At 38.6% G+C, this 22,727-nt stretch carries 26 protein-coding genes and 1 riboswitch; of the genes, 6 read left to right on the top strand and 20 right to left on the bottom strand.

Going from position 1 to position 22,727, the window contains the following annotated elements:
- Positions 1-34 precede the first annotated feature (34 nt).
- Complete coding sequence (locus ACY650_RS06325; protein ID WP_462252874.1) at positions 35-550, bottom strand: DUF2911 domain-containing protein; 516 nt, start codon at positions 548-550, stop codon at positions 35-37.
- A 211-nt stretch (positions 551-761) separates the two neighbouring features.
- Here ACY650_RS06325 and ACY650_RS06330 point away from each other — a divergent pair, with 211 nt between their 5' ends.
- Together ACY650_RS06330 and ACY650_RS06335 are read left to right on the top strand one after the other, a co-directional pair.
- Positions 762-1,337 (top strand): hypothetical protein, encoded by a 576-nt coding sequence (locus tag ACY650_RS06330; protein WP_462252876.1) that lies wholly within the window; start codon positions 762-764, stop codon positions 1,335-1,337.
- Entirely contained in the window at positions 1,337-1,663 is a 327-nt protein-coding gene (locus tag ACY650_RS06335) for a nucleotide pyrophosphohydrolase (protein WP_462252878.1), read from the top strand. The genes ACY650_RS06330 and ACY650_RS06335 overlap by 1 nt, the downstream gene beginning before the upstream one ends.
- Positions 1,664-1,670: 7 nt before the next feature.
- Here ACY650_RS06335 and ACY650_RS06340 read toward each other — a convergent pair whose 3' ends face one another.
- The 13 genes from ACY650_RS06340 to ACY650_RS06400 form a co-directional block, all read right to left on the bottom strand.
- Positions 1,671-1,883 carry a hypothetical protein gene (locus tag ACY650_RS06340; protein ID WP_462252880.1) on the bottom strand — a complete coding sequence of 71 codons (213 nt, stop codon included), beginning with the start codon at positions 1,881-1,883 and terminating at the stop codon, positions 1,671-1,673.
- A 2-nt stretch (positions 1,884-1,885) separates the two neighbouring features.
- Complete coding sequence (locus ACY650_RS06345) at positions 1,886-2,587, bottom strand: 2-phosphosulfolactate phosphatase (protein ID WP_462252882.1); 702 nt, start codon at positions 2,585-2,587, stop codon at positions 1,886-1,888.
- A gap of 7 nt (positions 2,588-2,594) precedes the next feature.
- A complete protein-coding gene (gene gcvT, locus ACY650_RS06350; RefSeq protein WP_462252884.1) occupies positions 2,595-3,677 on the bottom strand; it encodes a glycine cleavage system aminomethyltransferase GcvT in 1,083 nt (360 codons plus the stop codon).
- A 6-nt stretch (positions 3,678-3,683) separates the two neighbouring features.
- Positions 3,684-4,460, bottom strand: a complete 777-nt coding sequence (locus ACY650_RS06355) for an exodeoxyribonuclease III (RefSeq protein ID WP_462252886.1) — start codon at positions 4,458-4,460, stop codon at positions 3,684-3,686.
- Positions 4,461-4,540: 80 nt separating this feature from the next.
- Positions 4,541-4,873, bottom strand: a complete 333-nt coding sequence (locus tag ACY650_RS06360; protein ID WP_462252887.1) for a tRNA-binding protein — start codon at positions 4,871-4,873, stop codon at positions 4,541-4,543.
- Positions 4,870-5,505 carry a hypothetical protein gene (locus ACY650_RS06365; RefSeq protein WP_462252889.1) on the bottom strand — a complete coding sequence of 212 codons (636 nt, stop codon included), beginning with the start codon at positions 5,503-5,505 and terminating at the stop codon, positions 4,870-4,872. The genes ACY650_RS06360 and ACY650_RS06365 overlap by 4 nt, the downstream gene beginning before the upstream one ends.
- Positions 5,506-5,570: 65 nt before the next feature.
- The gene (locus tag ACY650_RS06370; protein ID WP_348280047.1) at positions 5,571-6,443 is read right to left on the bottom strand and encodes a sigma-70 family RNA polymerase sigma factor; all 873 of its coding nucleotides are present in this window, start codon (positions 6,441-6,443) and stop codon (positions 5,571-5,573) included.
- 196 nt (positions 6,444-6,639) lie between these two features.
- On the bottom strand, positions 6,640-7,017 hold the full coding sequence (locus tag ACY650_RS06375; RefSeq protein ID WP_462252891.1) for a hypothetical protein: 378 nt from the start codon (positions 7,015-7,017) through the stop codon (positions 6,640-6,642).
- A complete protein-coding gene (locus ACY650_RS06380; protein WP_462252893.1) occupies positions 7,010-7,906 on the bottom strand; it encodes a M28 family metallopeptidase in 897 nt (298 codons plus the stop codon). Before ACY650_RS06380 ends, ACY650_RS06375 begins: the two co-directional genes overlap by 8 nt.
- Positions 7,907-7,917: 11 nt before the next feature.
- The gene (locus ACY650_RS06385; RefSeq protein WP_462252895.1) at positions 7,918-10,554 is read right to left on the bottom strand and encodes an ABC transporter permease; all 2,637 of its coding nucleotides are present in this window, start codon (positions 10,552-10,554) and stop codon (positions 7,918-7,920) included.
- Positions 10,555-10,884: a PadR family transcriptional regulator gene (locus ACY650_RS06390; RefSeq protein WP_462252897.1), complete on the bottom strand. Its 330-nt coding sequence runs from the start codon at positions 10,882-10,884 to the stop codon at positions 10,555-10,557.
- A gap of 7 nt (positions 10,885-10,891) precedes the next feature.
- Positions 10,892-11,278: a hypothetical protein gene (locus ACY650_RS06395; RefSeq protein ID WP_462252899.1), complete on the bottom strand. Its 387-nt coding sequence runs from the start codon at positions 11,276-11,278 to the stop codon at positions 10,892-10,894.
- A gap of 86 nt (positions 11,279-11,364) precedes the next feature.
- Positions 11,365-12,009 (bottom strand): DUF6503 family protein, encoded by a 645-nt coding sequence (locus ACY650_RS06400; protein WP_462252901.1) that lies wholly within the window; start codon positions 12,007-12,009, stop codon positions 11,365-11,367.
- A 41-nt stretch (positions 12,010-12,050) separates the two neighbouring features.
- Here ACY650_RS06400 and ACY650_RS06405 point away from each other — a divergent pair, with 41 nt between their 5' ends.
- Positions 12,051-12,410, top strand: a complete 360-nt coding sequence (locus ACY650_RS06405) for a hypothetical protein (protein ID WP_462252903.1) — start codon at positions 12,051-12,053, stop codon at positions 12,408-12,410.
- Here the strand turns inward: ACY650_RS06405 and ACY650_RS06410 are convergent.
- Genes ACY650_RS06410 through ACY650_RS06420 form a run of 3 tightly spaced genes read right to left on the bottom strand, consistent with a single transcriptional unit; the run spans position 12,407 to position 15,864 of the window.
- Positions 12,407-13,618, bottom strand: a complete 1,212-nt coding sequence (locus ACY650_RS06410; RefSeq protein ID WP_462252905.1) for a TCR/Tet family MFS transporter — start codon at positions 13,616-13,618, stop codon at positions 12,407-12,409. The two genes, ACY650_RS06405 and ACY650_RS06410, sit on opposite strands and share 4 nt — an antisense overlap.
- A 36-nt stretch (positions 13,619-13,654) precedes the next feature.
- Positions 13,655-14,557: a hypothetical protein gene (locus ACY650_RS06415; RefSeq protein WP_462252907.1), complete on the bottom strand. Its 903-nt coding sequence runs from the start codon at positions 14,555-14,557 to the stop codon at positions 13,655-13,657.
- A complete protein-coding gene (locus ACY650_RS06420) occupies positions 14,557-15,864 on the bottom strand; it encodes an MATE family efflux transporter (RefSeq protein ID WP_462252909.1) in 1,308 nt (435 codons plus the stop codon). The genes ACY650_RS06415 and ACY650_RS06420 overlap by 1 nt, the downstream gene beginning before the upstream one ends.
- A 222-nt stretch (positions 15,865-16,086) precedes the next feature.
- Between ACY650_RS06420 and ACY650_RS06425 the strand changes: the two genes are divergently transcribed.
- Entirely contained in the window at positions 16,087-16,686 is a 600-nt protein-coding gene (locus ACY650_RS06425) for a hypothetical protein (protein WP_462252911.1), read from the top strand.
- Between the two features lie 12 nt (positions 16,687-16,698).
- Entirely contained in the window at positions 16,699-18,582 is a 1,884-nt protein-coding gene (locus ACY650_RS06430; RefSeq protein ID WP_462252913.1) for a tetratricopeptide repeat-containing sensor histidine kinase, read from the top strand.
- A gap of 2 nt (positions 18,583-18,584) precedes the next feature.
- On the opposite strand, the gene ACY650_RS06435 is transcribed toward ACY650_RS06430, so the two are convergent.
- Both ACY650_RS06435 and ACY650_RS06440 read right to left on the bottom strand, forming a co-directional pair.
- Positions 18,585-19,130 carry an NUDIX domain-containing protein gene (locus tag ACY650_RS06435; RefSeq protein WP_462252915.1) on the bottom strand — a complete coding sequence of 182 codons (546 nt, stop codon included), beginning with the start codon at positions 19,128-19,130 and terminating at the stop codon, positions 18,585-18,587.
- 39 nt (positions 19,131-19,169) lie between these two features.
- Positions 19,170-20,090, bottom strand: a complete 921-nt coding sequence (locus tag ACY650_RS06440) for a hypothetical protein (protein WP_462252917.1) — start codon at positions 20,088-20,090, stop codon at positions 19,170-19,172.
- Positions 20,091-20,162: 72 nt separating this feature from the next.
- Here ACY650_RS06440 and ACY650_RS06445 point away from each other — a divergent pair, with 72 nt between their 5' ends.
- Entirely contained in the window at positions 20,163-22,034 is a 1,872-nt protein-coding gene (locus tag ACY650_RS06445; protein ID WP_462252919.1) for an ABC-F family ATP-binding cassette domain-containing protein, read from the top strand.
- On the opposite strand, the gene ACY650_RS06450 is transcribed toward ACY650_RS06445, so the two are convergent.
- Complete coding sequence (locus ACY650_RS06450; protein WP_462252921.1) at positions 22,031-22,438, bottom strand: response regulator; 408 nt, start codon at positions 22,436-22,438, stop codon at positions 22,031-22,033. The two genes, ACY650_RS06445 and ACY650_RS06450, sit on opposite strands and share 4 nt — an antisense overlap.
- A gap of 166 nt (positions 22,439-22,604) precedes the next feature.
- Positions 22,605-22,707: riboswitch (TPP riboswitch) on the top strand.
- Positions 22,708-22,727: the final 20 nt, after the last annotated feature.

Below are 22,727 nucleotides of genomic sequence, written 5' to 3' on the forward strand. Positions count from 1 at the left end.
GAAAGCGGGTTTAATACCTTATTGAAGTTTCTTCTTATTTTACAGAAAAAGAAACCTGCGTCTGGTCCCAGGCAAAACTCACATTTCCATCAGCGATTTCGAACGTGAAAACTTCGACTACATCATCTGTCTCCGAAGGCTTTACTTGTACTCTTAAAACATCATCCGCTTCCTTATATTCATAAGCCCCCCATCCATTCCATGCTTTGTTAAAAATAACTGTCCACTCGTCTTCTCCCGGGATCGTAAACAAACCATACTTCCCAGCTGCTAATTTCTTACCTTCTATTTTCACATCTTTGGAAAATTCGATCCAGGTAGACTCATTAGCGCCAGTTCTCCATACTTTCCCATAAGCTTCCAGGTCACCAAAAATCACGCGTCCTCTTTTAGAAGGCTGGCTATAATCTACAGTTACCGTTGTGCCTCCAATTTTTTCAGAAATTTGAGCTGGAGGGCTTTTTCTTTTACTCTTATCCTTTTGAGCAGATGCAGCAAAAACCATCATTAGGCTTAGTGCAATAAAGGATACCATTTTCAATGACTTCATAATGTATTTTTTTAATATTTGACTTTCGAATGAGATTATCTCATAAGTTAGATTTGTTGAGATATTGACGCAATTACACTGTTTTTGTTCTTCCATTCATCATATTTATTTCTAAATGTCTTCACCCATACATCGAATAATATATATCACCCGTCAGAAGATTCACCAACCAAATATGAGAATTGCTTAACTTTCTTAATAAAATACGGCCATGAAATACCTAATTGGAGTTGTTATTATTGTTTTAATCGGCGCACTTTATTGGTTTCAATCCAGTTCAGAAGTCAGTAAGGAGTTTCGTCCACTAGTGAAGGCAATAGACAATAAAGTCAAACACATAGATCAAAACCACAGGATCACTATCATAGAAGACGATTTTGTAGAAGCAGATTCAGTCTACAAAGTGCGAGGGTATTTTAATGGAAGAAGGCTAATAAAACTTGTAGGTATAATTAAGACTGGTCATTTTGAAAGAGATGATTATTTCTATTTCGAAAATGATAAACCAATATTCTCAGGGCATATGATGAATTTCATGGATGATAGACTAGCTGAAGAGTTTAAATACTACTACCAGGGTGGTGAAGTAGTGGAGAGCTTATTCTGGATAGATCACTACGAGCCAGGGAAAAGATTTCCTCATGAAACGTTCGAAGAATTCAAGCCAAATATTGATAGTTTAATGAACGAAGAGCGTAGTAGAATGAATTTTTATTTGACTAAGCTTGAGACCGAAGGGTTCGAAATTAAACATGGCAACGAGAACCTGGAGGCCAATAGTAACTAATGACTATAGAAGAGGCACAACAAGTAGTTGACGAATGGATTAAGACCAAAGGTGTACGCTACTTTAATGAGCTAACGAATATGGCTATGCTTACTGAAGAGGTAGGCGAACTAGCTAGAATCATTGCAAGAACTTATGGAGAACAATCTTTCAAGGAATCTGATAAAAACAGAGATCTTGGAGATGAAATGGCAGACGTTTTATGGGTACTTATTTGCCTCGCTAATCAAACTGGAGTTGATTTAACAGAAGCGCTCAAAAAGAATCTCGAAAAGAAGAATGTTAGAGATGCTACCAGACATTTAGATAATGAGAAATTAAAATAGTTTCCTACTATTCCGCATCATAATAAGCTTGAATCTTAGCTTTATCTTCTTCAGGAATGTTCGGATCTGCAAGTAGTTGCCATGCTTTTTGGCGTGAATTAATGTTGTATTTCAAAAGCACATTGTTTTCGCGTTCCCGCTTCCTTATCCTTCGCGACATAACAAAGATTCCTATCTGAATAAGAATTACAACACAGACTAGAATGTAAATTGAGTTCATAGTTAAGATACGATCTCACCGTCAACCAGTTTCGGCAGAACTTGATATTCATTTTCTTTCATACAAAATTCAAGATCCTCCTCTATTCCAAATCCGCTTAAACGCTCAGCGTGACTTGACTTCTTTGCGATACCAAATAGGTTTTCATGATTGGCAATATATAGCTGATGTGCTACCAAAGCAGAATCACCAGTAGTCTCCATTTCCTCTGCACATTCATCTATCAATGCACCTGCAAATAAGGTATCTTCCAGGTTTGGTGTTCCTTTCCATCCTGCACAATGAATAACTACACTTTCTTTAGCTTGCAATAGGTACTCTGCGACAGCTTCAAGATTAAGGAATGCTCCAATGAGTATTTCTTTAGCTCCCTCGGACTTAACAATCGCTTGTGACCCATTAGTGGTCGAGATAACCACCTTCTTACCTTTTACATCATCTTTTTGATATTCAAATGGCGAGTTGCCCATATCAAAATCCGGAACTTTGATACCTCCTCTCTCTCCTGCCATAAGATATCCCTGCTCACCTAGTGCTTTAGCCTCTTCTATCTCTCCAACAGGCTTAATCGCTTTTACCTCATTGGAAAGGCCTGTCACAATACAAGAAGTAGCTCTAAAAATATCTACTACAACAACGATTTTACCTTTTAAATCATGCTGACCAATTAGATCAGGAGTAAGGCATACTTCAATGGTTCTCATCAGAATTTTATTTTAAAAAGGGAGGTCTTACAATTTTTGCCTTGACAGGTTTATCACGGATAATCACATTTATTTCAGTATCTGCTTTACTGTTTTCCTTAGTCACATACCCCATTCCTATCCCCTTATTTAAAGATGGCGACATGGTTCCTGAGGTAACCTTACCTATAACATTTCCGTCCAGGTCGGCAATTTCGTAATCATGACGAGGAATACCACGATCTATCATTTCAAAACCAACTAGCTTTCTATCAACTCCTGCTTCTTTTTGAGCCTGAAGGTTTTCTGAGTTAACAAACTCCTTGGTGAATTTTGTAACCCAACCCAAGCCGGCTTCCAATGGAGAAGTTTCATCGGTTATATCATTTCCATACAGGCAAAACCCTTTTTCTAATCTGAGCGTATCTCTTGCTCCAAGACCGATTGGCTTAATACCAAACTCCTCACCTGCTTCAAATATCTTATTCCATACATCAAGTGCATCTTCCTTGTTGATATACAATTCAAATCCACCTGAACCTGTATATCCGGTTGCAGATATTATCATCTCATAGCCTGCGAGAAAGGCAGCCTTAAAGTGATAGAATTTTACTTCAGAAAGGTTTACTTCTGTCAGCTTTTGTAAAGCATCTACTGCCTTAGGCCCTTGAACGGCTAAGAGCACAAGATTATCAGAAACATCCTCCATTTCTACTCCCCATTTGTCCTGACTTTTGATCCAATTCCAATCTTTCTCAATATTTGATGCATTGACTACCAGCATATATTTCTCTTCAGAAAATCTATATACCAATAGGTCATCGACAATACCTCCTTTGTCATTAGGTAAGCATGAATATTGAGCCTGTCCATTTACAATCTTGGATGCATCATTGCTAGTCACCCATTGGATCAAATCCAGCGCATGAGGTCCTCTAAGCATGAATTCACCCATATGAGAAACATCAAAGACTCCAACGCCTTCTCTTACTGTCAAATGTTCTTCTTTGTCAGAGGAATATCTTACAGGCATATTAAATCCTGCAAATGGAGTCATCTTACCTCCTAATTCTTCGTGCAGGTCATTCAATGGGATATTTTTCGTTTCCATGGGTATTTAGCTGTTTAATTTTATTCCGACCGGACAATGATCCGATCCCATATATTCATTGTAAATGTGTGCTTCAGCCACTTGATCTTGTAGTTTCTCGCTAACGAGGAAGTAATCAATTCTCCACCCTACATTTCGTTCCCTTGCACGGTACTTATAGTTCCACCAAGAATATTTTACTTCATCCGGGTATTTAAGTCTAAAGGTATCTACATAACCCTCTGCCAAAAGCGCATCCAATCCATCAATTTCTGTTTGGGTATACCCTGACTGCTTGTTGTAGTTTTCTTTCGATCTGGCAATGTCATTTTCTGTGTGGGCCACATTCAAGTCGCCACAAATAATGACTGGTTTTTTTTCTTCCAGGCTTATGATGTACTCACGAAATGCATCGTCCCATGTGGCACGATAATTTAATCGTTTCATACCTTCACCAGAGTTGGGAGTATATACCGTTACTACAAAATAGTTTTCGAATTCTGCTGCGATCACTCTACCCTCCTGATCATGCTCTTCAATGCCCATGTCATAAAAAACTTCCAAAGGCTTTTCCTTGGAAAGAATTGCAGTCCCAGAATAACCTTTTCTTGCTTTTGATGAATTAACTGCTAAATCGTAATCTGGAAGAAGTTGTAAAGCTGTCTTTACATCCTCAGGTGTTCCTTTTGTTTCCTGAAGACATATCACATCTGGATTCATCTCCTTTACATCTTTAATAAAGTCTTTTTTTATCATGGCTCTGATACCATTGACATTCCAGGAAACCAGATGAAGTTGGGGCATTTAGAAAATATTTTTTAGTTAAGTGCGCAAAGAAAGGCACTAGGCTTCATTATTAAAACTTAATTCAAAACTCAATGTGATCAACCGATCTTACAGCCATTCATAGTCTCTCTTTGTGGTCGAAGGAGAACAACATTTTCAGCTTCATTGTATACACCCATAACCAAACACTCGCTCATAAATGGACCAATCTGCTTTGGCGGAAAATTGACAACTGCAATTACCTGTTCTCCTTTAAGTCTTTTTTTATTGTAGAGTGTGGTTATCTGTGCGGAGCTTTTTTTAATGCCAATCTCGGGGCCGAAATCTATGGTGAGGATATATGCAGGCTTTCTTGCTTCAGGAAACTCTTCCGCTTTTAAAATGGTCCCTACTCTCATGTCTATTTTCTCAAAATCACTCCAGCTAATCATAGTTGTTTATAAAGCTTTTTTAAATTCTTGTTCAGTCTTGCTAAATGATATTCATTAACAATATCATTTCTTCTTTCTTCTAGCGTCTCAATAAGTGAATTGAGATGCTTTTTGTTCAAAACAGGGATCAATCTTTCTGTATACTGTCCAAGTTGATTTGATGGCGCTTTTAGCAATTGTTCCTGAATAAGCACAAACATATCATCCTGATAGTTGATGTCCTTGTATAGCAGAATCATAATTCTAAATCCATGATCACGAGTAACTACCGTACCCTTGTCCATTGCATCGATAATGATGGATAGTGCTGCGAAAAGCTTTTCCGTATCAAGATGTGTGATATGAGCCAAGGCAATCATGCTGCCGAAGATTACCCGATTTATTGCACTGCTCAAATTTGAAACAAAGAAATCAATATGATTCTTAAGTAAATGTGGTGCCTGCTCGCCTACATATGCAAGCGCGAGGACTGCGTCTGATTGTGCACGTTGTTTTGGCTCCGATTTAACAAAGTCTACAAGAAGTTTCACATCACTTTCTCTACCACTGTCTACAATGCGTCTTGCCACCAACTTGTTGGGTTCTTGATCATTTCGATTCAAAGCAAAGGCAAGGCTATTTTGAATAGACATAGTATGGTTTGGGCAAAAAAAATCCTGACTTTTTGGTCAGGATTAAATTTATGCTTTTCCCAGTTTTAGCTTGCACAGAATTCTTTCAATCTTCTGTTTTTACCTGGCTCTCTTAATTTTTGAAGTGCCTTTTCTCTTATTTGTCTTACACGCTCACGGGTAAGTCCCATTGCATCTCCAATTTCTTCAAGTGTAAATGGATTGTCACACCCGATTCCGAAGCTCATCATTACTACTTCTCTTTCTCTAGCAGTTAGTGTAGAAAGCGCTCTCATTGTTTCTACCTTCAATGAATCGTTGAAAACTAGGTTTCCATCAGTTGGTCCAGTAGTCACATTCTCTAGCACGTCAAGAAGCGATCCGCTTTCATCTTCTCCGAAAGGAGCATCCATTGACATCTGCTTCACCTCTGCTCCAAGTGTATTTCTCACTTCACTAGGCTTCATGTCAAGAATATCCGCCAATTCTTCTTCTGTTGGCTCACGCTCGAATTGCTGCTCTAGCTCTGCATATGCTCTTCTAATCTGGTTAATCGCACCAGACTTGTTCATTGGAAGACGAACAATACGAGATTGCTCTGCCAACGCTTGCATAATGGACTGACGAATCCACCATACCGCATATGAGATAAACTTAAATCCTTTGGTTTCGTCAAATTTCTTTGCTGCCTTAATCAACCCAAGGTTTCCTTCGTTGATAAGGTCATTTAGTGGTAAACTTCTGTTCTGGTACTGCTTTGCTACAGATACTACGAACCTAAGGTTTGCTTTCACAAGTTTTTCCAATGCCAGGTCATCACCTTCCTTAATTCGCTTGGCAAGCGTTACTTCCTCATCCGGAGTAATCATTGGAACATTACTTACCTCAGTAAAATACTTCTCCAGGGTATGACTCTCTCTCCTGTTGGTAATAGACTGGGTAATCTTTAACTGTCGCATATTATCTTATTAAAACTAAGTTTGTTATGGGTATAAAAAAGCAATCTGCAAAGATAGGCGGTTGACCATTGCTTTTGCAAAAAAACTACCTTTTAATATACGATTTAAGAACCAGAAATTGTATGATCTGGTTTCAGTTTTCTTCAATTCTGGTAAAAATTCGTCGAATTTTTACCTAAATCCGCCTACATAAGGATTAATTCTTGAGGTTTTGCTTTCTATAAATGTAGAATCCAGCAAACAAACTAAGTGCGCTAAGCAATCGATTAACCCAAGTAAATTGAGACCTAATGTGGGCTTCCGTCACCGAAGTAAATGAAAACATTAACTCAACAGCTAGCCTGCTAAATCCCCAAAAAATTAGAAATACAGCAATAACTCTAGCAAGTCTTCTTGAAAGTCTGCTTTCAGAAATGATGGTATACAAAAGTCCTAAAACCATAAGAACTCCAAGAATGAAAGGAGGAAGACTTTGCAACATCAAGTAGTCAACCCCTTTTATCAAAAAGGCCAAACCCACAAGCGCTAGGATTGACAAATAAAGAGGTTCTTCTCTCCATTTTTCTTTAATCATCTCCATTTATTATCTCTTTAATTACTTCAAAAACATATTGAGTTGAACCAGCCAAATATTCAAAATTTACAGTTTCGTATGTGTCTTGCGGGGTATCCTTAAATGGAGTAGTATCGCGCTTCCCATAGGCCTCGTTTATTCCAATTGCGTCAAAACCTGCTTGTCTAAATGAATGATGATCTGTTGAATTGATTTTTGTCACGTAGAGTGGAATATCCATTTCTCTTGCTTTCTCGCTGTAAACGTTTTCCAAATAAGTCGTTGGCAGTTCTAACTCCATTTCACGATTTCCATCTTCATCCCATCCTACCATGTCAAAAGTGTGAACTGAGTGTACATTCAGCTTTTCATCTGTAAGCCAATCCGCAAAAGCCTGGCTACCCACAAGATCTTCTTCTTCTTGATCGAAGAATACAATTATCAAATTCATCTCTCGAGTATCAAGTCCTGAGAGCATCCTACCCACACTGTAAATAAGTGTTGATCCGGTTCCATTGTCAATCGCTCCAGGACAATTCAATTCTGAATCATAGTGAGCTCCAAGCACGATATGCTGATCACTGGAATTGGTAGCAGGAATTATTGTGTAAATATTTTCACCTCTAAATGGCGAGAATAATACATCGATAAGTGGATTGAGATTTCGAAATCGATATCGATTTCTCTGAGGAACCAGTCCTATTTGTTTGATTCTGTCTGCGAGATAATCTGCCGCTTTAGCTCTGTTCTCAGGTGTATCTCTCGCTCTAAGATAGGTATTGTCCTTTGTTGGAAAATGACCGGAGAATTCTCCGATCATTTGTTTTTGCTCTTTCATTAAAGCGTTTTGTTGTCCATAAAGGCTGATCGTAAACATGATACAGATCGTACCTAGTAATACCTTTCTCATTGGAATTTCTATTATTCGTATCGTATGGATTGAACAGGATTAGACTTTGCAATTTTGAAGATGCGGCTTAGCACTGTTATGCATGAAATCGCAAGCACGGTGACAAATGCAATAATGAATAAGTCGATACTGAGATTAATTCTATAAGCAAAGTCTGAAAGCCAATCTTCGAATAACCACCACGATAGTGGAGCGGCAATTACAAGTGCGATAAGCATTAATATCAGGTAATCTTTCAATACCAAATTCAAAATGTTTGGCACAGATGCACCCATAACTTTACGTATTCCTATTTCCTTAGTCTTACGTTCCAGTGTAAAGTTGATCAAGCCAAATAAGCCAAATGCCGAAATGATAATTGAAACGATTGCAGCAATTAGCACAATCGTTGCTCTACTTACTTCAGCTTTATAGAACCTATTCCACTGCTGATCTAGGAAGTTAATTTCAGCAGGAGTTTCAGGATCGAATTTATCATTGACCTCTTCTATGTGACTAACCGTTTCTCTTGGGTTTTGACTGTAACGTATGGTGAAGTAATCGATTCCCATCACATGGTTATTCCAATTACCTAAAACCACAGGCGCAATTGTTTCATACAATGATTCAAAATGAAAATTTTCAACCACACCTGAAATCTTCAGCCTAGCTGAATCTCCAGCGTTTCCTCCTATTACCCATATGTTTTTACCGATCGGATCATCGAACCCCAGCATTTCAACAGCTCTTTCATTGACTAAGACATACAAGCTGTCCGTTTCATCTACCCCAGTAAAATTTTGGCCCTGAATCAATTCTATTTGATAGGTATCCAGCCAATTCTTCTCTATGCCGTAAAAGCTAGCCTCTAAGTTGCTTTCTGTCAGCTTTTCACCAATGAATACTTGCGGTATATTTTTCCATTCACCTGGTACTCGTGATGAGGTCGTAGCATTTATTACATCCGGATTCTTTTTTATGTCATCAATAATTCCTTTGAAACTCCTGCGGGTTGTCCCAGAATTGATGTCCATAACAATTAGATTTTCCTTATCAAATCCCAAGTCCTTTGACTGAACAAAGTTGAGCTGCCGATATATAACTATTGAGCCGATTATTAGGAAAAGAGAGAGTGCATATTGAATTCCTACCAACACTTTTCTCAAAGTATCACCCTTACCAGAAAAGGCATTCTTCAAGATCAATAGTGAGCGTTTTAGTTTCGAATAATATAAGGCCGGCAACAGTGCTGAAGCAACCCAAATGAAAAGCAATACTGCTGCTTGAGTTAGTAGAAAATCAGCATTGAGGAAGCTTACTAATTCCATGCTTTTATCTGTGATCTGAAGAAAGTAAGGGAATAAAATCACTACCAAAAGAATCGAAATGAGGAATGAGATTAAGATGGTAAACAGCGTTTCAAAGAATAGCTGCCCGACCAACTGTCTTGAATTAGCTCCATTGATTTTTCTCATGCTAGCCTCTAGTGTTCGCTTTAAGGCTTGAACTGATGAGAGGTTCACATAATTAAGTGCTGCAACGAAAATCACGAGGAACCCCATCAGCAAAATCATCGAAACAAATTGTCTATCACTGTATGGGATTGCTAAAAGAGGTCCAGGTCCTCCATTTTCGATATGGCTAGAGCCAAGATGAAAGTCGGAGAAAGGATGAAGGTAAAAATCATGCTCCTTTCTGATTTCCTCGTCGTAATATTTTTCCAGAAACTCTGACTTCTCGGCATAGATATCATCTGGTGTAGCTCCTTCATTCAATAATACCCACGTTTGCATAAATCGCGTATCCCATGATTTAAGAAAATCTTGAAATCCTTCATTTAGCTGATCAATATTTAGAACATATATCTCTTTAAATCGATACGAAGAATTTGATGGCATTTCATTCATGACAGCTAAGACTTCGACCGGACCAAATCGAGAACCGTCAAGTACTTCACCAACTACATCAGAATGTCCAAAAAGTGCCTTGGCCATGTTTTTTTCAAGAACAATTCCCGCTGGCCCTTCAAATTCTTTTTTAGGGTTTCCGCTGATAATTGGGAAATCAAGAATATCAAAGATTCCTTTTGAAACCATCACCCAATCCCTGTCTGCAATTCTGTTATCTTCTTTTTGCAAAACTTGAGATCCCAGATAGGTCATGTGCGCTGTTTCTTGTACTGCCGGAAAATCAGCTTTCAATGCTGCAGCTACAGCGTTAGATGTGCTTAAATAGTCATGAGTGCCGTCTTCTTCCTGGCTCTTTTCAACTAGCCTGTATACCCGATCAATATTTGAATGATATTGATCGATACTTTGCTCGTCATAAACGAACATCAGGATAAAAAACAGAATAGCAAATCCTAAACCAAGTCCAAGTATATTGACTAAATAGTGTGCAGTTTCCTTCCTGAACCGCCGGAAGTAAATCTTTGTATAGTTCTTAAATAAGTTCATAGTCCAATTATTTATTTGAGTTTTTTTGAGATTTATCCACCTAAATGTTCTGATGACATTCCATATAAAAAACAATCTGGCAGACCTTATAGAGGCGGTTGCCCGAACATGGAATAGCTCCATCATATCACCTTCAATCTCATCTAGGTATTCCTCACGGCAATACCACCTCAGAAATCTGAGTGCCCATTTCGGTGGCTGGTTATTGTCCATCTATATCGTAGCGAATTGAAGCTGAGGAATCCTGTTGTAGATGCCAGTTCTTAGATCATGAGAAGCATCCAGGGCCTTCTTCCCAATAGCAGTCACGATGTAAAACTTTTTTCTCCTTCCTCCACGTTCTTCGGTAATGCCGCCAAATCGTGATTCTACAAACCCCTTCTTTTCTAATCGCTTGAGCGCAACATGGATCGCGCTGATGTTTATCTTCTTCTTGGTCTCCTCCGTTAGAAATTCATGTATTGAAACTCCATACGCTTGATCATGTTGAGCTGCAACTGTCAATAGTACCAGCTCTTCAAATTCACCTAATTGATATTCCATTGTTTAATTAATCTTTTGATGAAATGAGTTTCTGATCCGGTCCGATGTGGATAAATAGTTTTTCCTGATAAATAAGATCACCCATTTTTATGCTGAATACAAGAAATTTTTCATCATCATCAGCAAGCTGAAAACTTCCTTTGCTAACGACGAATCCCTCAGATTCAATTCTGTCTCGGGCAACCAAATTCTTGCAATAGAATGACCTTAATCGCTTCTTAGAGAATTTTACTACGCTTTCTTTTTCAACGTACTTTTGATTTACCTCATCTCCCCAATCGATAAAAACTTCATCTTTTTCATAGTTGCAATCCTTTAAGTCATCCGAATAGTTCTGTGCATAAAGGGCTCCTGATATCAGGAAAAAGACCACCACAATTGATAATTTATTCATTAGTCCTAAACTTTTTATTTACTTAACAAACGTGAATATAATAGATAAGTTTCACATTTGTTAAGTAAATAAAAAATGGAACATCATTACTCGGACTTGGTTAGTATGTCTGTGCCAAGGAATTTCATTTCGGGCAGGGTATACCAGCTTCTTTTCTTTGGCATTCTAATACCATCAACCAGTAATTCATCTTCAAGGGTGATGAGTTCGCCCTTATCTGCTTCTTCATCTTTATAAAATTTGTACTGGATCATCCTCCCAGATTCCATGTCAAAGTGGAAATACCAAATATCTTTTTGATAAGCTACCCTTACGACATGGCACTTTACTCCCTTAATCTCCTTATCATTCATTCGTTGTAATGTGGGTGTACTTTTATCTTTTAGCTTCATGGGTAGCCCCCATAAATACAAATAGTAATTTCTAAGCATCAGTGCTCGTGCTTCATCTTTGCCCCCCGCTACTACGTTAGCTTCATCTCCAACCACTTCATAAATCTCCTCATTGTTTCGATTGATTTTCATTAATGCAGCGGCATTGTCAAAGTCTACAGTGGTAAATCTTTCAGGTCCTTCCGGACGAATACCAGTAAAAATCAACCTCGTCTTCAGTTGATCCCATTTGCCGTTTGGGTCGTGATAACTAATGGCTTTGTCTAGAATTTCATCAGCTGTCACTTGAGAGAAAATAAGTTGTGGAAGTACCAACAATAGAATTGCAGCTTTTCGCATAGTTTGATTAGCTTAATTGATTGAATTGAAATTTACAATTATTGGACAAGTCAGCGAAATCTGTTTGGTTCTTCGGAATCTATTTAATCATTGAAGGATTGTTCCTAATGCTTGCACCATCCTGGATACTTAGCACAATTGGAATCCCTGATCCAGAAAGTATCTGGCGAGTTGTATTAGGATTCGTTGTTGCAGTGCTTGGGTATTACTATATCAGAAATGCAAATGAAAACCTTGTTCCATTTTTCAAGTTCACTGTTCACATCCGTATTCTACAATTTGTATTTTTTATTTGGCTCTATTTTTTCGAAAGAGGAACTCTTGCATTAGTAGCCTTCTCCTTTATTGAGTTTATCGCAGGACTTTGGACTTACACCACTTTAAAAAAATCAGCAGATTAACCTTTTATTTTAGTCAGTGAAGTTCTTGCAATAAAAATACTTACCAGTGCCAGTACCGTTCCGAGTATGAAAGGAGCCCCTGGAAAATAGACGTCATTTTCCGGATTGGTATAATACCTGAAAATCCCCGTCATAACTAGTGGGCCAATGATGGATGAAACAGTCATTACGCTTGTCAACCCTCCTTGGAGTTCGCCCTGAGCATTCTTTGGTACCTGAGCCGTCATCAAAGATTGCAAAGATGGACCAGCCAATCCTCCAAATGCATAAGGTACAATTACCGCATACAGCATCCATGCTTCAGGAACGATACCTAATAGAGAAAGGCCAAGTACGTTAAAAAAGAGCCCTAAATAGACTGCCTTTATTTCACCAATTTTTTTAACCACAGGACCTATAACTCCACCTTGTACTATCGACACCATCACACCTACAAAAGTGAGTGACAGTCCAATCTCGGTAGCTCCCCAATTGAATTTATTCTTTGTGAAATAAGGCCAATTTGCATGAGTTGCATTTGCCGCTACATAGATGAAAAATAGACTTACTACTAACCCAACAATCATCTTATAATTAAAGACCTGTCGAAGTGTACCAAATGGATTTGCTCTTTTCCAGCTGAAAGCTCTTCGATTTTCGACTGCCAATGATTCAGGGATTACAAAATATCCATAAATCATATTGATAAAGGAGAGGCACGCGGCAACAATAAATGGAACCTTTGTACCTATATCTCCTAAAAGCCCTCCTAAACTTGGTCCAATAACAAATCCTAAACCAAAGGCAGCGCCAATCATTCCAAAATTCTTAGCTCGATTCTCAACGGTGCTTATATCTGCTATATAAGCATTGGCTACAGTAATACTGCTACCACAAATCCCCGCAATACATCGGGCCACAAAAAACCAACTGATGGTAGGAGCAAAAACGATTACTAGATAGTCTATCCCCAAGCCCAGCAATGCGATAAGTAAGAGCGGACGTCTTCCGTATTTATCACTAAGTCCGCCAAGAATTGGGGCAAAGAAGAATTGCATTACAGCATATGTTGCTGTGAGCGCTCCGCCCATTATAGAAGCTTCGCTTGAATCTAGTCCTCCAACCTCTTCAAACAGTTGAGGTAATACAGGAATGATAACCCCAATGCCAAGTATATCTATCAGGACAGTTATGAAAATAAATATGAGCGCAGCTTGATTTTTCTTCATGACATAAGAATGCATGGCATAATTAAGTAAGATTGATCAATCGTGGGCCAGGTATCGAAAAATATTTATTGCGAGTTGACCATTTTCTGGTGCATCGGGACTGTTCATACCAATTTTAGTTTTTCCACGAATTTGGGCAGTTATCATAGCAGCTTCTCCTAAAAGTACCAGCTTGCCTTCCCCAAACGCTAGGCATGCACCTTGGTACCAACCTTCGGCAGTTTGGTTTTTAGTTTTTTTATCAAATTTCCATGCAACATCAGGCATCAACAACCTGTGCGAATCATCAAATTTTAAAAAAGGGATGCCTTCATTAGGTATCTTAAATGCTGAGCCAGTGAATGAGCCAATTACTGACACATGTCGTCCGTATGAAGTACTGTTGGTAACCGGTGATCTCAAAAGGGTGTTATTATTCTCTTCAAAAGTGGAAGGCGGCCAATGCTTCCCATTTTGCATTGCAAAGGAATTGCTCCACTCAATACCAAATTCATTTGCTAGTTTTTGAACCGAACCTCCTAACGGCATATGATCTGCAACCAATAAAAGACTCCCTCCAGATTTGACAAAACCTACAAGTGCATCAATTTCAGAATCTGTAAATGCCGACGGACATGGATTACTCCAATTATTGACGTTTGAATCATGTAATGCGTTTACAATAAATACAACGTCATATTGTGAAAGCAACGCTTCGGTAAATTTTCCAGAATTTGCATAGACTTCCGCACCATCATCCTCCATTAGTTTCGCAAAGGCATACAGCCCTCCATCCTTCGTGTGAATGTTGTTATGAGCTTCGTCGATCATGACCTTTGGCATATTACCCTTGGCAAAGAAGGGACTTGCAATTTCAACCTTAAAATCGGTGTCAATAGCTGGTTGCGCATTTGACGACACTGCGAGAAAACAGCATATTAGAACGACCCATAATTTCATCAAAATGCTATTTTTTTGGACAAACGATTAAATCGCCACATATTAAATATTCCGGCAAGAGTTAATCCTAGTGAGAGTGCATACCATACCCCATTCACACCCCAATTAAAATAAAAAGCGAAAACATAGCCAGAAGGTATTGCCACAAGCCAGTAAGAAATGAACGTCACTAGAGTTGGAATCCTAACATCTTGCAAACCTCTCAAGACTCCCAATCCAACTGCTTGCACACCATCTGATACTTGAAAAGCCGCTGCAATTATTAATAGTGTCGATGCCGTTTGCTGCACTTGCATATCATCTATATATAAGGAAGGCAGGTAATCTCTCAAGACGATAAAAAGTAAGCTACATGCGGCCATAAAAACAGCCACAAGACCAAATGAAGAAAACCCTGCTATTCGAAGATTCCTTCTGTCTTTCAATCCCATCTGATTACCAATTCTAATAGTAGATGCGGCGGCAAGCCCAGTTGCTGCCATGTAACTAATCGCTGCAAGATTTAAAGCAATGTTGTGAGCAGCCAATGCTTCTGCACTAATCCAACCCACCATTATTGCAGCAGTTGCAAAAGCGCCAACTTCAAAAACATACTGCAAGCCAGATGGAACACCGATCTTCAGCAATTCCTTAATCCCAAGCCATTCAAATCCCCACTTAAATCCAATGCATTTCTTTCTTATCCACCAGATCATCAATATAAACATGATAATGCGAGCAATTAATGTTGCAATCCCTGCGCCATTCAGACCTAAAGCAGGTGCCCCTAACTTTCCGTAAATCAACATGTAGTTGAATAGCACATTAAGGAGGTTAGCAAGAACTGACACAATCATTGGGCTGAAGGTATCAGATAAGCCTTCGGCATACTGCCTAAATGTTTGAAAGATCATTAATGGAATTAATGAACCACACATGACAATCAAGTAGGATCCAGCCGCTTCGGCAACTGGTTCTTCTTGTCCAAACAAATGGAGAAAATGACTTACCACATATCCGATGGAGAATAAGATTAATCCCAAAGCTAAATTCATGAAGAATCCATTTTCCAAATACTTCAGGAGCTTTTCGTGATCCTTCACATCCGCTGATGCAACTTTAGGCGTAATGGAATAGCTTACTCCAATACCAAAGAGCATGAGGACATAATAAAATGTACCAGCAAAAGTTGCTGCAGCTAATGGGACGACACCCAATCTACCTACCATTAAACTATCTGCCACACTTACCATGATATGGCCAAGCTGACCAATAATTACTGGAAGTGCTAAGACAATATTTTTGCGCAGATGTTCCTTTAATGTCATTGTAAATTGGAATCAAGTCGCAAGGTAGTGCCTCTATATTTCAGCACAATATGGAAACAATTTTTATTCATCGATTTTATCTATCGGCAATTTCTAGTCACTCCTCTTTACTATTAGTTGTTCCATCGGTCTTTTAATTGAATTCATCTAATGATGCCTAAAAAACTTATCAATTGATAATGTTTGTGATAATTTGTAGCTTCATTTTTTAAACCACCGACAATGAAGTACCTAAATATTAGACAGTTAGCTTTTGTGTTTATCTTATTCCTTCTTGCTTGCCAAGAAGATGAGCTAATTGAAAATCAACCCATAGATGAAGATTTAATTGCTGCTAGCCAATTGGCAGATGAATATTTCAACATCAAAGGAAGAACCGGAAGCACTGAGCGTGCAATAACAGTATTAAAATATGTAGACGGTAATATCTACTTCAATACAAATACTGACGATGTGGATGGTTATCAAATAGTAACTGAAACAACGGTAACTGCTTATGTCGAACCAGGAGAATTTGTCTTCTGGTATAGAGGTGGTGGATTAGACGACCTTGAGGATGTTGACTTTGATGAAAATGCGGAGGCATATCTAAATCAACTCCCAGAAGAATTTAAAGAAGATCAGATGTTTGTACTGCAAGTACCAGAAACATATGATCCAAATAATGACGAATTAAAGTACGACATTGTATACGAGTCCAAAGAAAATAAAGGTGTTGTTGTAAGATTGGATCCAAAAATTGGTGTTGTTGATAATGGTAATGCCCATGATGATGACTCTGATTCGGGAGATTCAGGAGAATCAGGTGGTACTAACGATTAATAATACATCACCATGTGTATAATTAATTTTAGAAATTGCATATGCCTGTTAGGCATCGTCGCTGCTTCGCTTGGATTTGCTCAAAATCGAGTAAAGGCTGATAGCGTTAAGAAAGTAATTGACCAAGGGATACTGTCTCCCAGTCAAGAAATTGAAGCATACTTTAAGCTCAGCACTTATACTACTTCTCCCGATCAAAAGCTTCAGTTTTCAGAATATTTATTGAGTCTGGCAAATGACGCAAACAGTCAGGAGTATCAGATTAAAGCTTACGCACAAATTGGCATCGCTCATCGCTATATGGGTAACCTGGATAGGGCTTTAGAAAATCTATTCAATAGTGCAGACTTAGCGGGTGGTAAGCAACAATTCAAATTGCAATTAGCCGAAGTTTATGCTGAAATATCTACTTGCTATACGCAAAACGGAGATTCTGAAAACGCGCTTTATTATGGATCAAAGTCAATTGATTTACTTAGAGAAACGGGCCAAAGAAAAAAATTGGCACTCAGTCTATTGAATCTTGGCTACGACTATTATCTAATAGGCAACTACGATTCAGCAATGGCCTACTACAATGAGTCAGAACCACTCTTTCAAACCTTTAAAATGGATCTAGGAATCGCATACATTGTCGGTAATCGTGCGCTAGTATTCTGGAAACAAGGAGACAATGAAAGAGCTAAAATTGATCTTTTCAGAGCGATTGAAATGCTGAAACCAATTGGAGATAAATATGGTATGGCAGATTACTATAATCAACTGGGTATGATCTTCCAGACCGAGAACAATGATGACGAAGCCATTAAATATACAAGCATTGCTTTTTCACTCTCCAAGGAAATTGGATTGAAAGAACAAGTTCGTGATGCATCGAAAATTCTATTTGAACTCAACCTCAAGAGGGGAAATCTAGATGAGGCAATTGAATACCAAACACAGTACTACGCTTATAAGGACAGTATTCAAAATCTTGAAACTACCCAAAGACTTGGTGATATGCGTACAGAATATGAGGTTGGTAGAAAACAAGCAGAAGTAGATCTTTTGCTGGAGCAAAAAAGAAATAATCGAATCATCATGATCACAGGAGGTTTTCTCCTAGTAGCTTTTGTCTGTCTGATAATCATTGTCTACTCATACTTCAAATCAAAAACTAGACTTAGCAAACAGCTAGAAAAGCAAAATGATGATCTGGTAGTACTCAATCATACCAAAGACAAGTTCTTCTCGATCATTTCTCATGACCTAAGGGGTCCGGTAAATACCTTAAATGGATTAATTACGGTTTCTCAACTTTATCTGCAGGATGGACAAGGAGAAAAACTTGGTGGCATGGTTGATAAGATGGGTGAATCGGTTGACCGGTTAACTCAACTTCTAGATACACTTTTAAATTGGGCTCTTCAGCAAAGAGGTCACTTCCCGTATGTTCCTGAAAAAATGGATCTTGGTGAATTGGCCAAAGACGTGATTGACATGTTCAAGGATAATGCTTTGTCAAAGAAAATCGAACTAGAATTCGAGTCCGATGACGCTTTCGAACTTTTGGTAGATAAAAACACTACTTCTACTATTCTAAGAAACTTAGTTAACAATGCGATTAAGTTCACTAATACAGGCGGTCATGTGAAAATGCACGCTTCGAAAGATAGCAGCGGGCAATTCTGTCAAATACAGGTAACTGACAATGGTGTAGGAATACCAAAAGAAAAACTAGACGTTCTATTCAATCTTGATGAGACTATTTCAACAAAAGGAACTTTTGGCGAAACCGGCCTAGGCCTTGGATTGCAACTGGTTTATGAATTCGTTACCCTAAACAAGGGTGAAATAAAAGTTGAAAGTAACGACGGTAACGGCACGACGTTTACGATCAAATTACCGCTTGCTTAAAATTATAAATTAAGCATCCGGGCAAGTTTGTAAATAGCTGCTATACTCAAGCTATCAGTAATTGCTCCTTCATCACACATTATTAAAGCTTCCCTAAGTGGAAGCTTTTTTATTTGTAAGTCTTCAGTTTCTTCAAATTCAGTTTCTCCTTGAGTTAAATCCTGAGCTAAGTATGCAAATCCTACTTCATCAGTAACAGAATTAGATGTATGAATCTTGCATATCTCAGTCCACTTCTCTGCTTCCAGACCTGTTTCTTCTTTTAACTCACGCTTTGCCGATTCAATCTTTGGAACGTCAAGTAGTCCTCCACCCATCGGAATCTCCCAGCTATACTCATCCAGTGTATATCGATACTGACCTACAAGCCAGGTATTTAAATCCTCATCTAGGGGCACAATTCCGATGGCTAGATTGTTCATGTGGACTTTACCATAGATCCCTTTCCCTCCGCCAGGATTAGTGACATCATGCTCTGTTAATTGGATCCAAGAGTTTGAATAAATTTCTCTAGTGTTATGGGTAATCCAAGGGTTGTCGTTTTGCATGGGTCAAAGATATAATCCACAGAATCATTCTCCTTGAAACTACTCTGTGCTGAGACCTAACTTTTTTCTGATGGCCCTGTCCTTGTTGCTATTCTTTCCCCAGTACGCAGACTTAATTGTATTTCTTCTTTTAGCTCGCGTCGTAAGGGTTTCAGGATTACCAAATCCACTTTTGTAAGTCTCTTCCCAACCTAATATTTTATGCGGAAATGCTGATTCGAAATAGATCGACAATGATCGATCATCATACATGATCTCATACTTTCTGTGGCCACTATTAGAAAAGTCTGAAGACTTGAGATCCGTAAGACTAGCCTCTGCCCTTTTTAATTCAACTTCTCTATGACCCAACCTCAGATAAAACGATGAAGGCAAGATTTCAATCTTTCCAGTAGGCAACGATTCTGGATTAATTCGTAAGCGTGTCCAAAGCTCATCTTCTAAGATTGTGTTGGGAACCTCAACATTAACATCTCCTTCAGATTCAAAATAGGAAAACCCTTGTAGTTGATATTGGTCATCCCTTAGATTAATCTGCATCCAGGTATGACCACACCATTCCTGAGAGGAGGTAGTGACTTTAAATGCATCTGGATACTTATCTTGAGATACTGGCGTGAATGAGCTCATCATCATAGAGTAAGGATATATTCCGGTCAAAAATTTCTTTGTCATGTTTAATTTCATGACACTAACATTATCCGGACTTTGGTCTCTCCAGTTGTCCAATTTTACCTGTTTGCTTTGTGAAAAAGGCTCTGTCACAAATACCAAAACAGCTTCTCCATCATGAATCTCTCCATATCGCGCCTGTTCAAGCTTGAAGCTGGTAATTTCAGCTTGTCCAGCATACCAATAACCATTAAAATTTCTTGGAGGCTCACTTTTCGGCTCTTGAGAATTAGAATAATTACAAGCTATAAGTGACACTAAAACGAAGGAATAAATGAAGTTCTTCATAATGGTAGAATTTATGATATAAAACTAAAAATGAATGATTTGTTCCATTCGTGAAGGACGTACTTTTGTGGAATGAACTATTTGTCAGTTGAGGAACTAAGTAAGAGCTACGACGAAAAGAAACTATTTGAGAATATAACCTTTGGACTTGACCAAGGTCAAAAGGCAGCACTCGTTGGAGTCAATGGCACTGGAAAATCTACCTTAATGAAGGTAATCGCAGGTGTCGAAGCACAGGACAAAGGGATTGTTTCGTTTCGCAAAGGACTGACCATATCCATGCTTCCGCAGCACCCTGAATTCAATCCTGAAGAAAAGATAATTGAGGCTGTGTTTGCTGAAGACAAAGAAGAACTTAATGTCATAAGGGATTATGAAAGAGCCATGTTCAAAACAGAACATGATCCTGAAAATGCTCCCGACCTTACTCCTATACTGGAACGAATGGACTCACTGAATGCGTGGGAATATGAGCATCAAATAAAAGCACTGCTTGGACAATTGGGGATACATGATCTTGAAAAGAAAATGGGTGATCTCTCAGGAGGTCAAAAAAAACGTGTTGCACTCGCTCAAGCATTAGTTGTAAACCCTGACTTCTTAATATTAGATGAGCCAACCAACCACCTAGACTTAGCACTAATAGAATGGCTCGAAAACTACCTTGCTACCGCAAACCTAACACTGCTAATGGTCACTCACGACCGATACTTTCTCGACAGAGTGACCAACGAAATATTAGAAATTGAGCACGGAGATATCTTCAGGTACAAAGGCAACTACAGCCAGTTTCTTGAGAAAAAAGCAGAACGGATGGAAATGGTGGCTGCAAGTATTGATAAGGCAAAGAACCTATTCAAAACAGAACTTGAATGGATGAGAAGGCAACCTAAGGCCAGAGGCACTAAAGCTAAATACCGCATTGATGCTTTCCATGAAACAAAAGCAAAAGCTCATAGCGCTATTCATACTCAGAAGATGGAAGTGAACTTGAGAGGTGAAAGGCAAGGGAAAAAAATCTTAGAACTTAGTCACGTTAATAAGTCATATGACTCACTAAACCTTGTCAATGACTTCAGCTATATCTTTAAGAGGAAAGAGAAGATTGGAATTATTGGACCAAATGGAGTTGGTAAGTCTACTTTCCTGAACATTCTCTCACAAAATATTAAACCTGATTCGGGAGAAATTGAAATCGGGCAAACCACAAAATTTGGATATTACACACAAGATGAAACCATCTTCGATCCTTCAAAAAAGGTAATTGATATCGTAAAAGAAGTAGCCGAATACATTTCACTTGAAGATGGAAGTCAAGTATCTGCTTCGCAACTTCTTAATCAATTTATGTTTCCGCCGAAAATGCAGCACAACTTTGTGGGCAAATTGAGTGGTGGAGAGAAAAGAAGACTACAGCTACTGCGTGTTCTGATGGCAAATCCTAACTTCCTGATTCTTGATGAGCCAACCAATGACTTAGATATCACCACACTAAACGTCCTTGAGGACTACTTACAAAAATTCGCTGGTTGTTTAATGATCGTATCTCACGACCGATACTTTATGGATCGGCTGGTAGACCATCTATTTGTGTTTGAAGGAAATGGGAAGATCAGAGATTTTCCAGGAAACTATACCGACTATAGAGAAAAAGAAGGTGTGCCTGTAGCCGAACTTCAGGACTTAGAAAAGGACAAAGACAAAAAGCAGGAATCAATTGTAGAAAAGCCTAAGACTAGAAAACTCAGCTACAACGAGCAGAGAGAACTAGATCAGTTAGATAAAGAGATACCCCAACTTGAGTCAAAGAAGACAGCTTTAGAGGATGCTTTAAATTCTGAAACAGAATATGAAAAACTGCAAGCTATCAGTGAAGAAATAAAATCTTTGAAGGATGAGCTTGAAGAAAAAGAATTACGATGGCTTGAATTGAGCGAAGTCTAGGAAAAATGATCATCATATACTTTATCCAGAAGCTCCGGAGAAAGCGGTTTTGATATAAAATCAATTACTGTATCCAATCTTGAAGCACGCGCGGCATCAGCAGGATTAATGGATGATGTTACCATTATTATACCAGGCTGAGAAACGTTGAATGGGATCTGTTCATATTCATCAATAAAATCCCAGCCATTTTTGTGGGGCATATTTACATCCAAAAAAATAAGTTCCGGCAAATTATTTTCGTCCATCGCAAGCTTCAGCGAATCAATTGCCTCAGCGACAGAAGTTTGAACAAGTATCTCCTCAGCAAAACCAGCATGCTTGATGATCGCACTATTGATTGAGTTTACAATATCATCATCATCAACTAAAAGTATGCGTTTTATCTTATCCAATTTTCTCATCTGGCAAGGAGTCTTATCCAACAGTTGCTTACTATCAATATAATCAGAAATTAGACCATTTCCAGTGAATTAAACTGTGATTTATGAATCCGCTAATCTTTTACCTATCGCAATTCACAAAATTTTTCACATAGAATTTGAAAATAGAATTGCTGATCTAACTTTGCGGCCAATTAAGGGGTGCCGAACCATATGGTAGAAACGGCTGAGATCATACCCATAAACCTGATCCGGATAATGCCGGCGTAGGGAAAGATTGCGATTATCTCGCAATCAAGTATGATAACCA

Origin of the sequence: Ekhidna sp., from assembly GCF_963691765.1 — a bacterium.
Classification (GTDB): Bacteria; Bacteroidota; Bacteroidia; order Cytophagales; family Cyclobacteriaceae; genus Ekhidna.

Bases quoted from the DNA above. Each gene is read 5' to 3' on its own strand.
- ACY650_RS06390 (WP_462252897.1), bottom strand. From the start codon at position 10,884: ATGGAATATCAATTAGGTGAATTTGAAGAGCTGGTACTATTGACAGTT.
- ACY650_RS06325 (WP_462252874.1), bottom strand. From the start codon at position 550: ATGAAGTCATTGAAAATGGTATCCTTTATTGCACTAAGCCTAATGATG.
- ACY650_RS06440 (WP_462252917.1), bottom strand. From the start codon at position 20,090: ATGAAGAACTTCATTTATTCCTTCGTTTTAGTGTCACTTATAGCTTGT.
- ACY650_RS06430 (WP_462252913.1), top strand. From the start codon at position 16,699: ATGTGTATAATTAATTTTAGAAATTGCATATGCCTGTTAGGCATCGTC.
- ACY650_RS06380 (WP_462252893.1), bottom strand. From the start codon at position 7,906: ATGAGAAAGGTATTACTAGGTACGATCTGTATCATGTTTACGATCAGC.
- ACY650_RS06370 (WP_348280047.1), bottom strand. From the start codon at position 6,443: ATGCGACAGTTAAAGATTACCCAGTCTATTACCAACAGGAGAGAGAGT.
- ACY650_RS06420 (WP_462252909.1), bottom strand. From the start codon at position 15,864: ATGACATTAAAGGAACATCTGCGCAAAAATATTGTCTTAGCACTTCCA.
- gcvT (WP_462252884.1), bottom strand. From the start codon at position 3,677: ATGGAAACGAAAAATATCCCATTGAATGACCTGCACGAAGAATTAGGA.
- ACY650_RS06330 (WP_462252876.1), top strand. From the start codon at position 762: ATGAAATACCTAATTGGAGTTGTTATTATTGTTTTAATCGGCGCACTT.
- ACY650_RS06400 (WP_462252901.1), bottom strand. From the start codon at position 12,009: ATGCGAAAAGCTGCAATTCTATTGTTGGTACTTCCACAACTTATTTTC.
- ACY650_RS06425 (WP_462252911.1), top strand. From the start codon at position 16,087: ATGAAGTACCTAAATATTAGACAGTTAGCTTTTGTGTTTATCTTATTC.
- ACY650_RS06355 (WP_462252886.1), bottom strand. From the start codon at position 4,460: ATGCCCCAACTTCATCTGGTTTCCTGGAATGTCAATGGTATCAGAGCC.
- ACY650_RS06410 (WP_462252905.1), bottom strand. From the start codon at position 13,618: ATGAAGAAAAATCAAGCTGCGCTCATATTTATTTTCATAACTGTCCTG.
- ACY650_RS06375 (WP_462252891.1), bottom strand. From the start codon at position 7,017: ATGATTAAAGAAAAATGGAGAGAAGAACCTCTTTATTTGTCAATCCTA.
- ACY650_RS06335 (WP_462252878.1), top strand. From the start codon at position 1,337: ATGACTATAGAAGAGGCACAACAAGTAGTTGACGAATGGATTAAGACC.
- ACY650_RS06385 (WP_462252895.1), bottom strand. From the start codon at position 10,554: ATGGACAATAACCAGCCACCGAAATGGGCACTCAGATTTCTGAGGTGG.
- ACY650_RS06340 (WP_462252880.1), bottom strand. From the start codon at position 1,883: ATGAACTCAATTTACATTCTAGTCTGTGTTGTAATTCTTATTCAGATA.
- ACY650_RS06395 (WP_462252899.1), bottom strand. From the start codon at position 11,278: ATGAATAAATTATCAATTGTGGTGGTCTTTTTCCTGATATCAGGAGCC.
- ACY650_RS06445 (WP_462252919.1), top strand. From the start codon at position 20,163: ATGAACTATTTGTCAGTTGAGGAACTAAGTAAGAGCTACGACGAAAAG.
- ACY650_RS06360 (WP_462252887.1), bottom strand. From the start codon at position 4,873: ATGATTAGCTGGAGTGATTTTGAGAAAATAGACATGAGAGTAGGGACC.
- ACY650_RS06415 (WP_462252907.1), bottom strand. From the start codon at position 14,557: ATGAAATTATGGGTCGTTCTAATATGCTGTTTTCTCGCAGTGTCGTCA.
- ACY650_RS06365 (WP_462252889.1), bottom strand. From the start codon at position 5,505: ATGTCTATTCAAAATAGCCTTGCCTTTGCTTTGAATCGAAATGATCAA.
- ACY650_RS06435 (WP_462252915.1), bottom strand. From the start codon at position 19,130: ATGCAAAACGACAACCCTTGGATTACCCATAACACTAGAGAAATTTAT.
- ACY650_RS06450 (WP_462252921.1), bottom strand. From the start codon at position 22,438: ATGAGAAAATTGGATAAGATAAAACGCATACTTTTAGTTGATGATGAT.
- ACY650_RS06345 (WP_462252882.1), bottom strand. From the start codon at position 2,587: ATGAGAACCATTGAAGTATGCCTTACTCCTGATCTAATTGGTCAGCAT.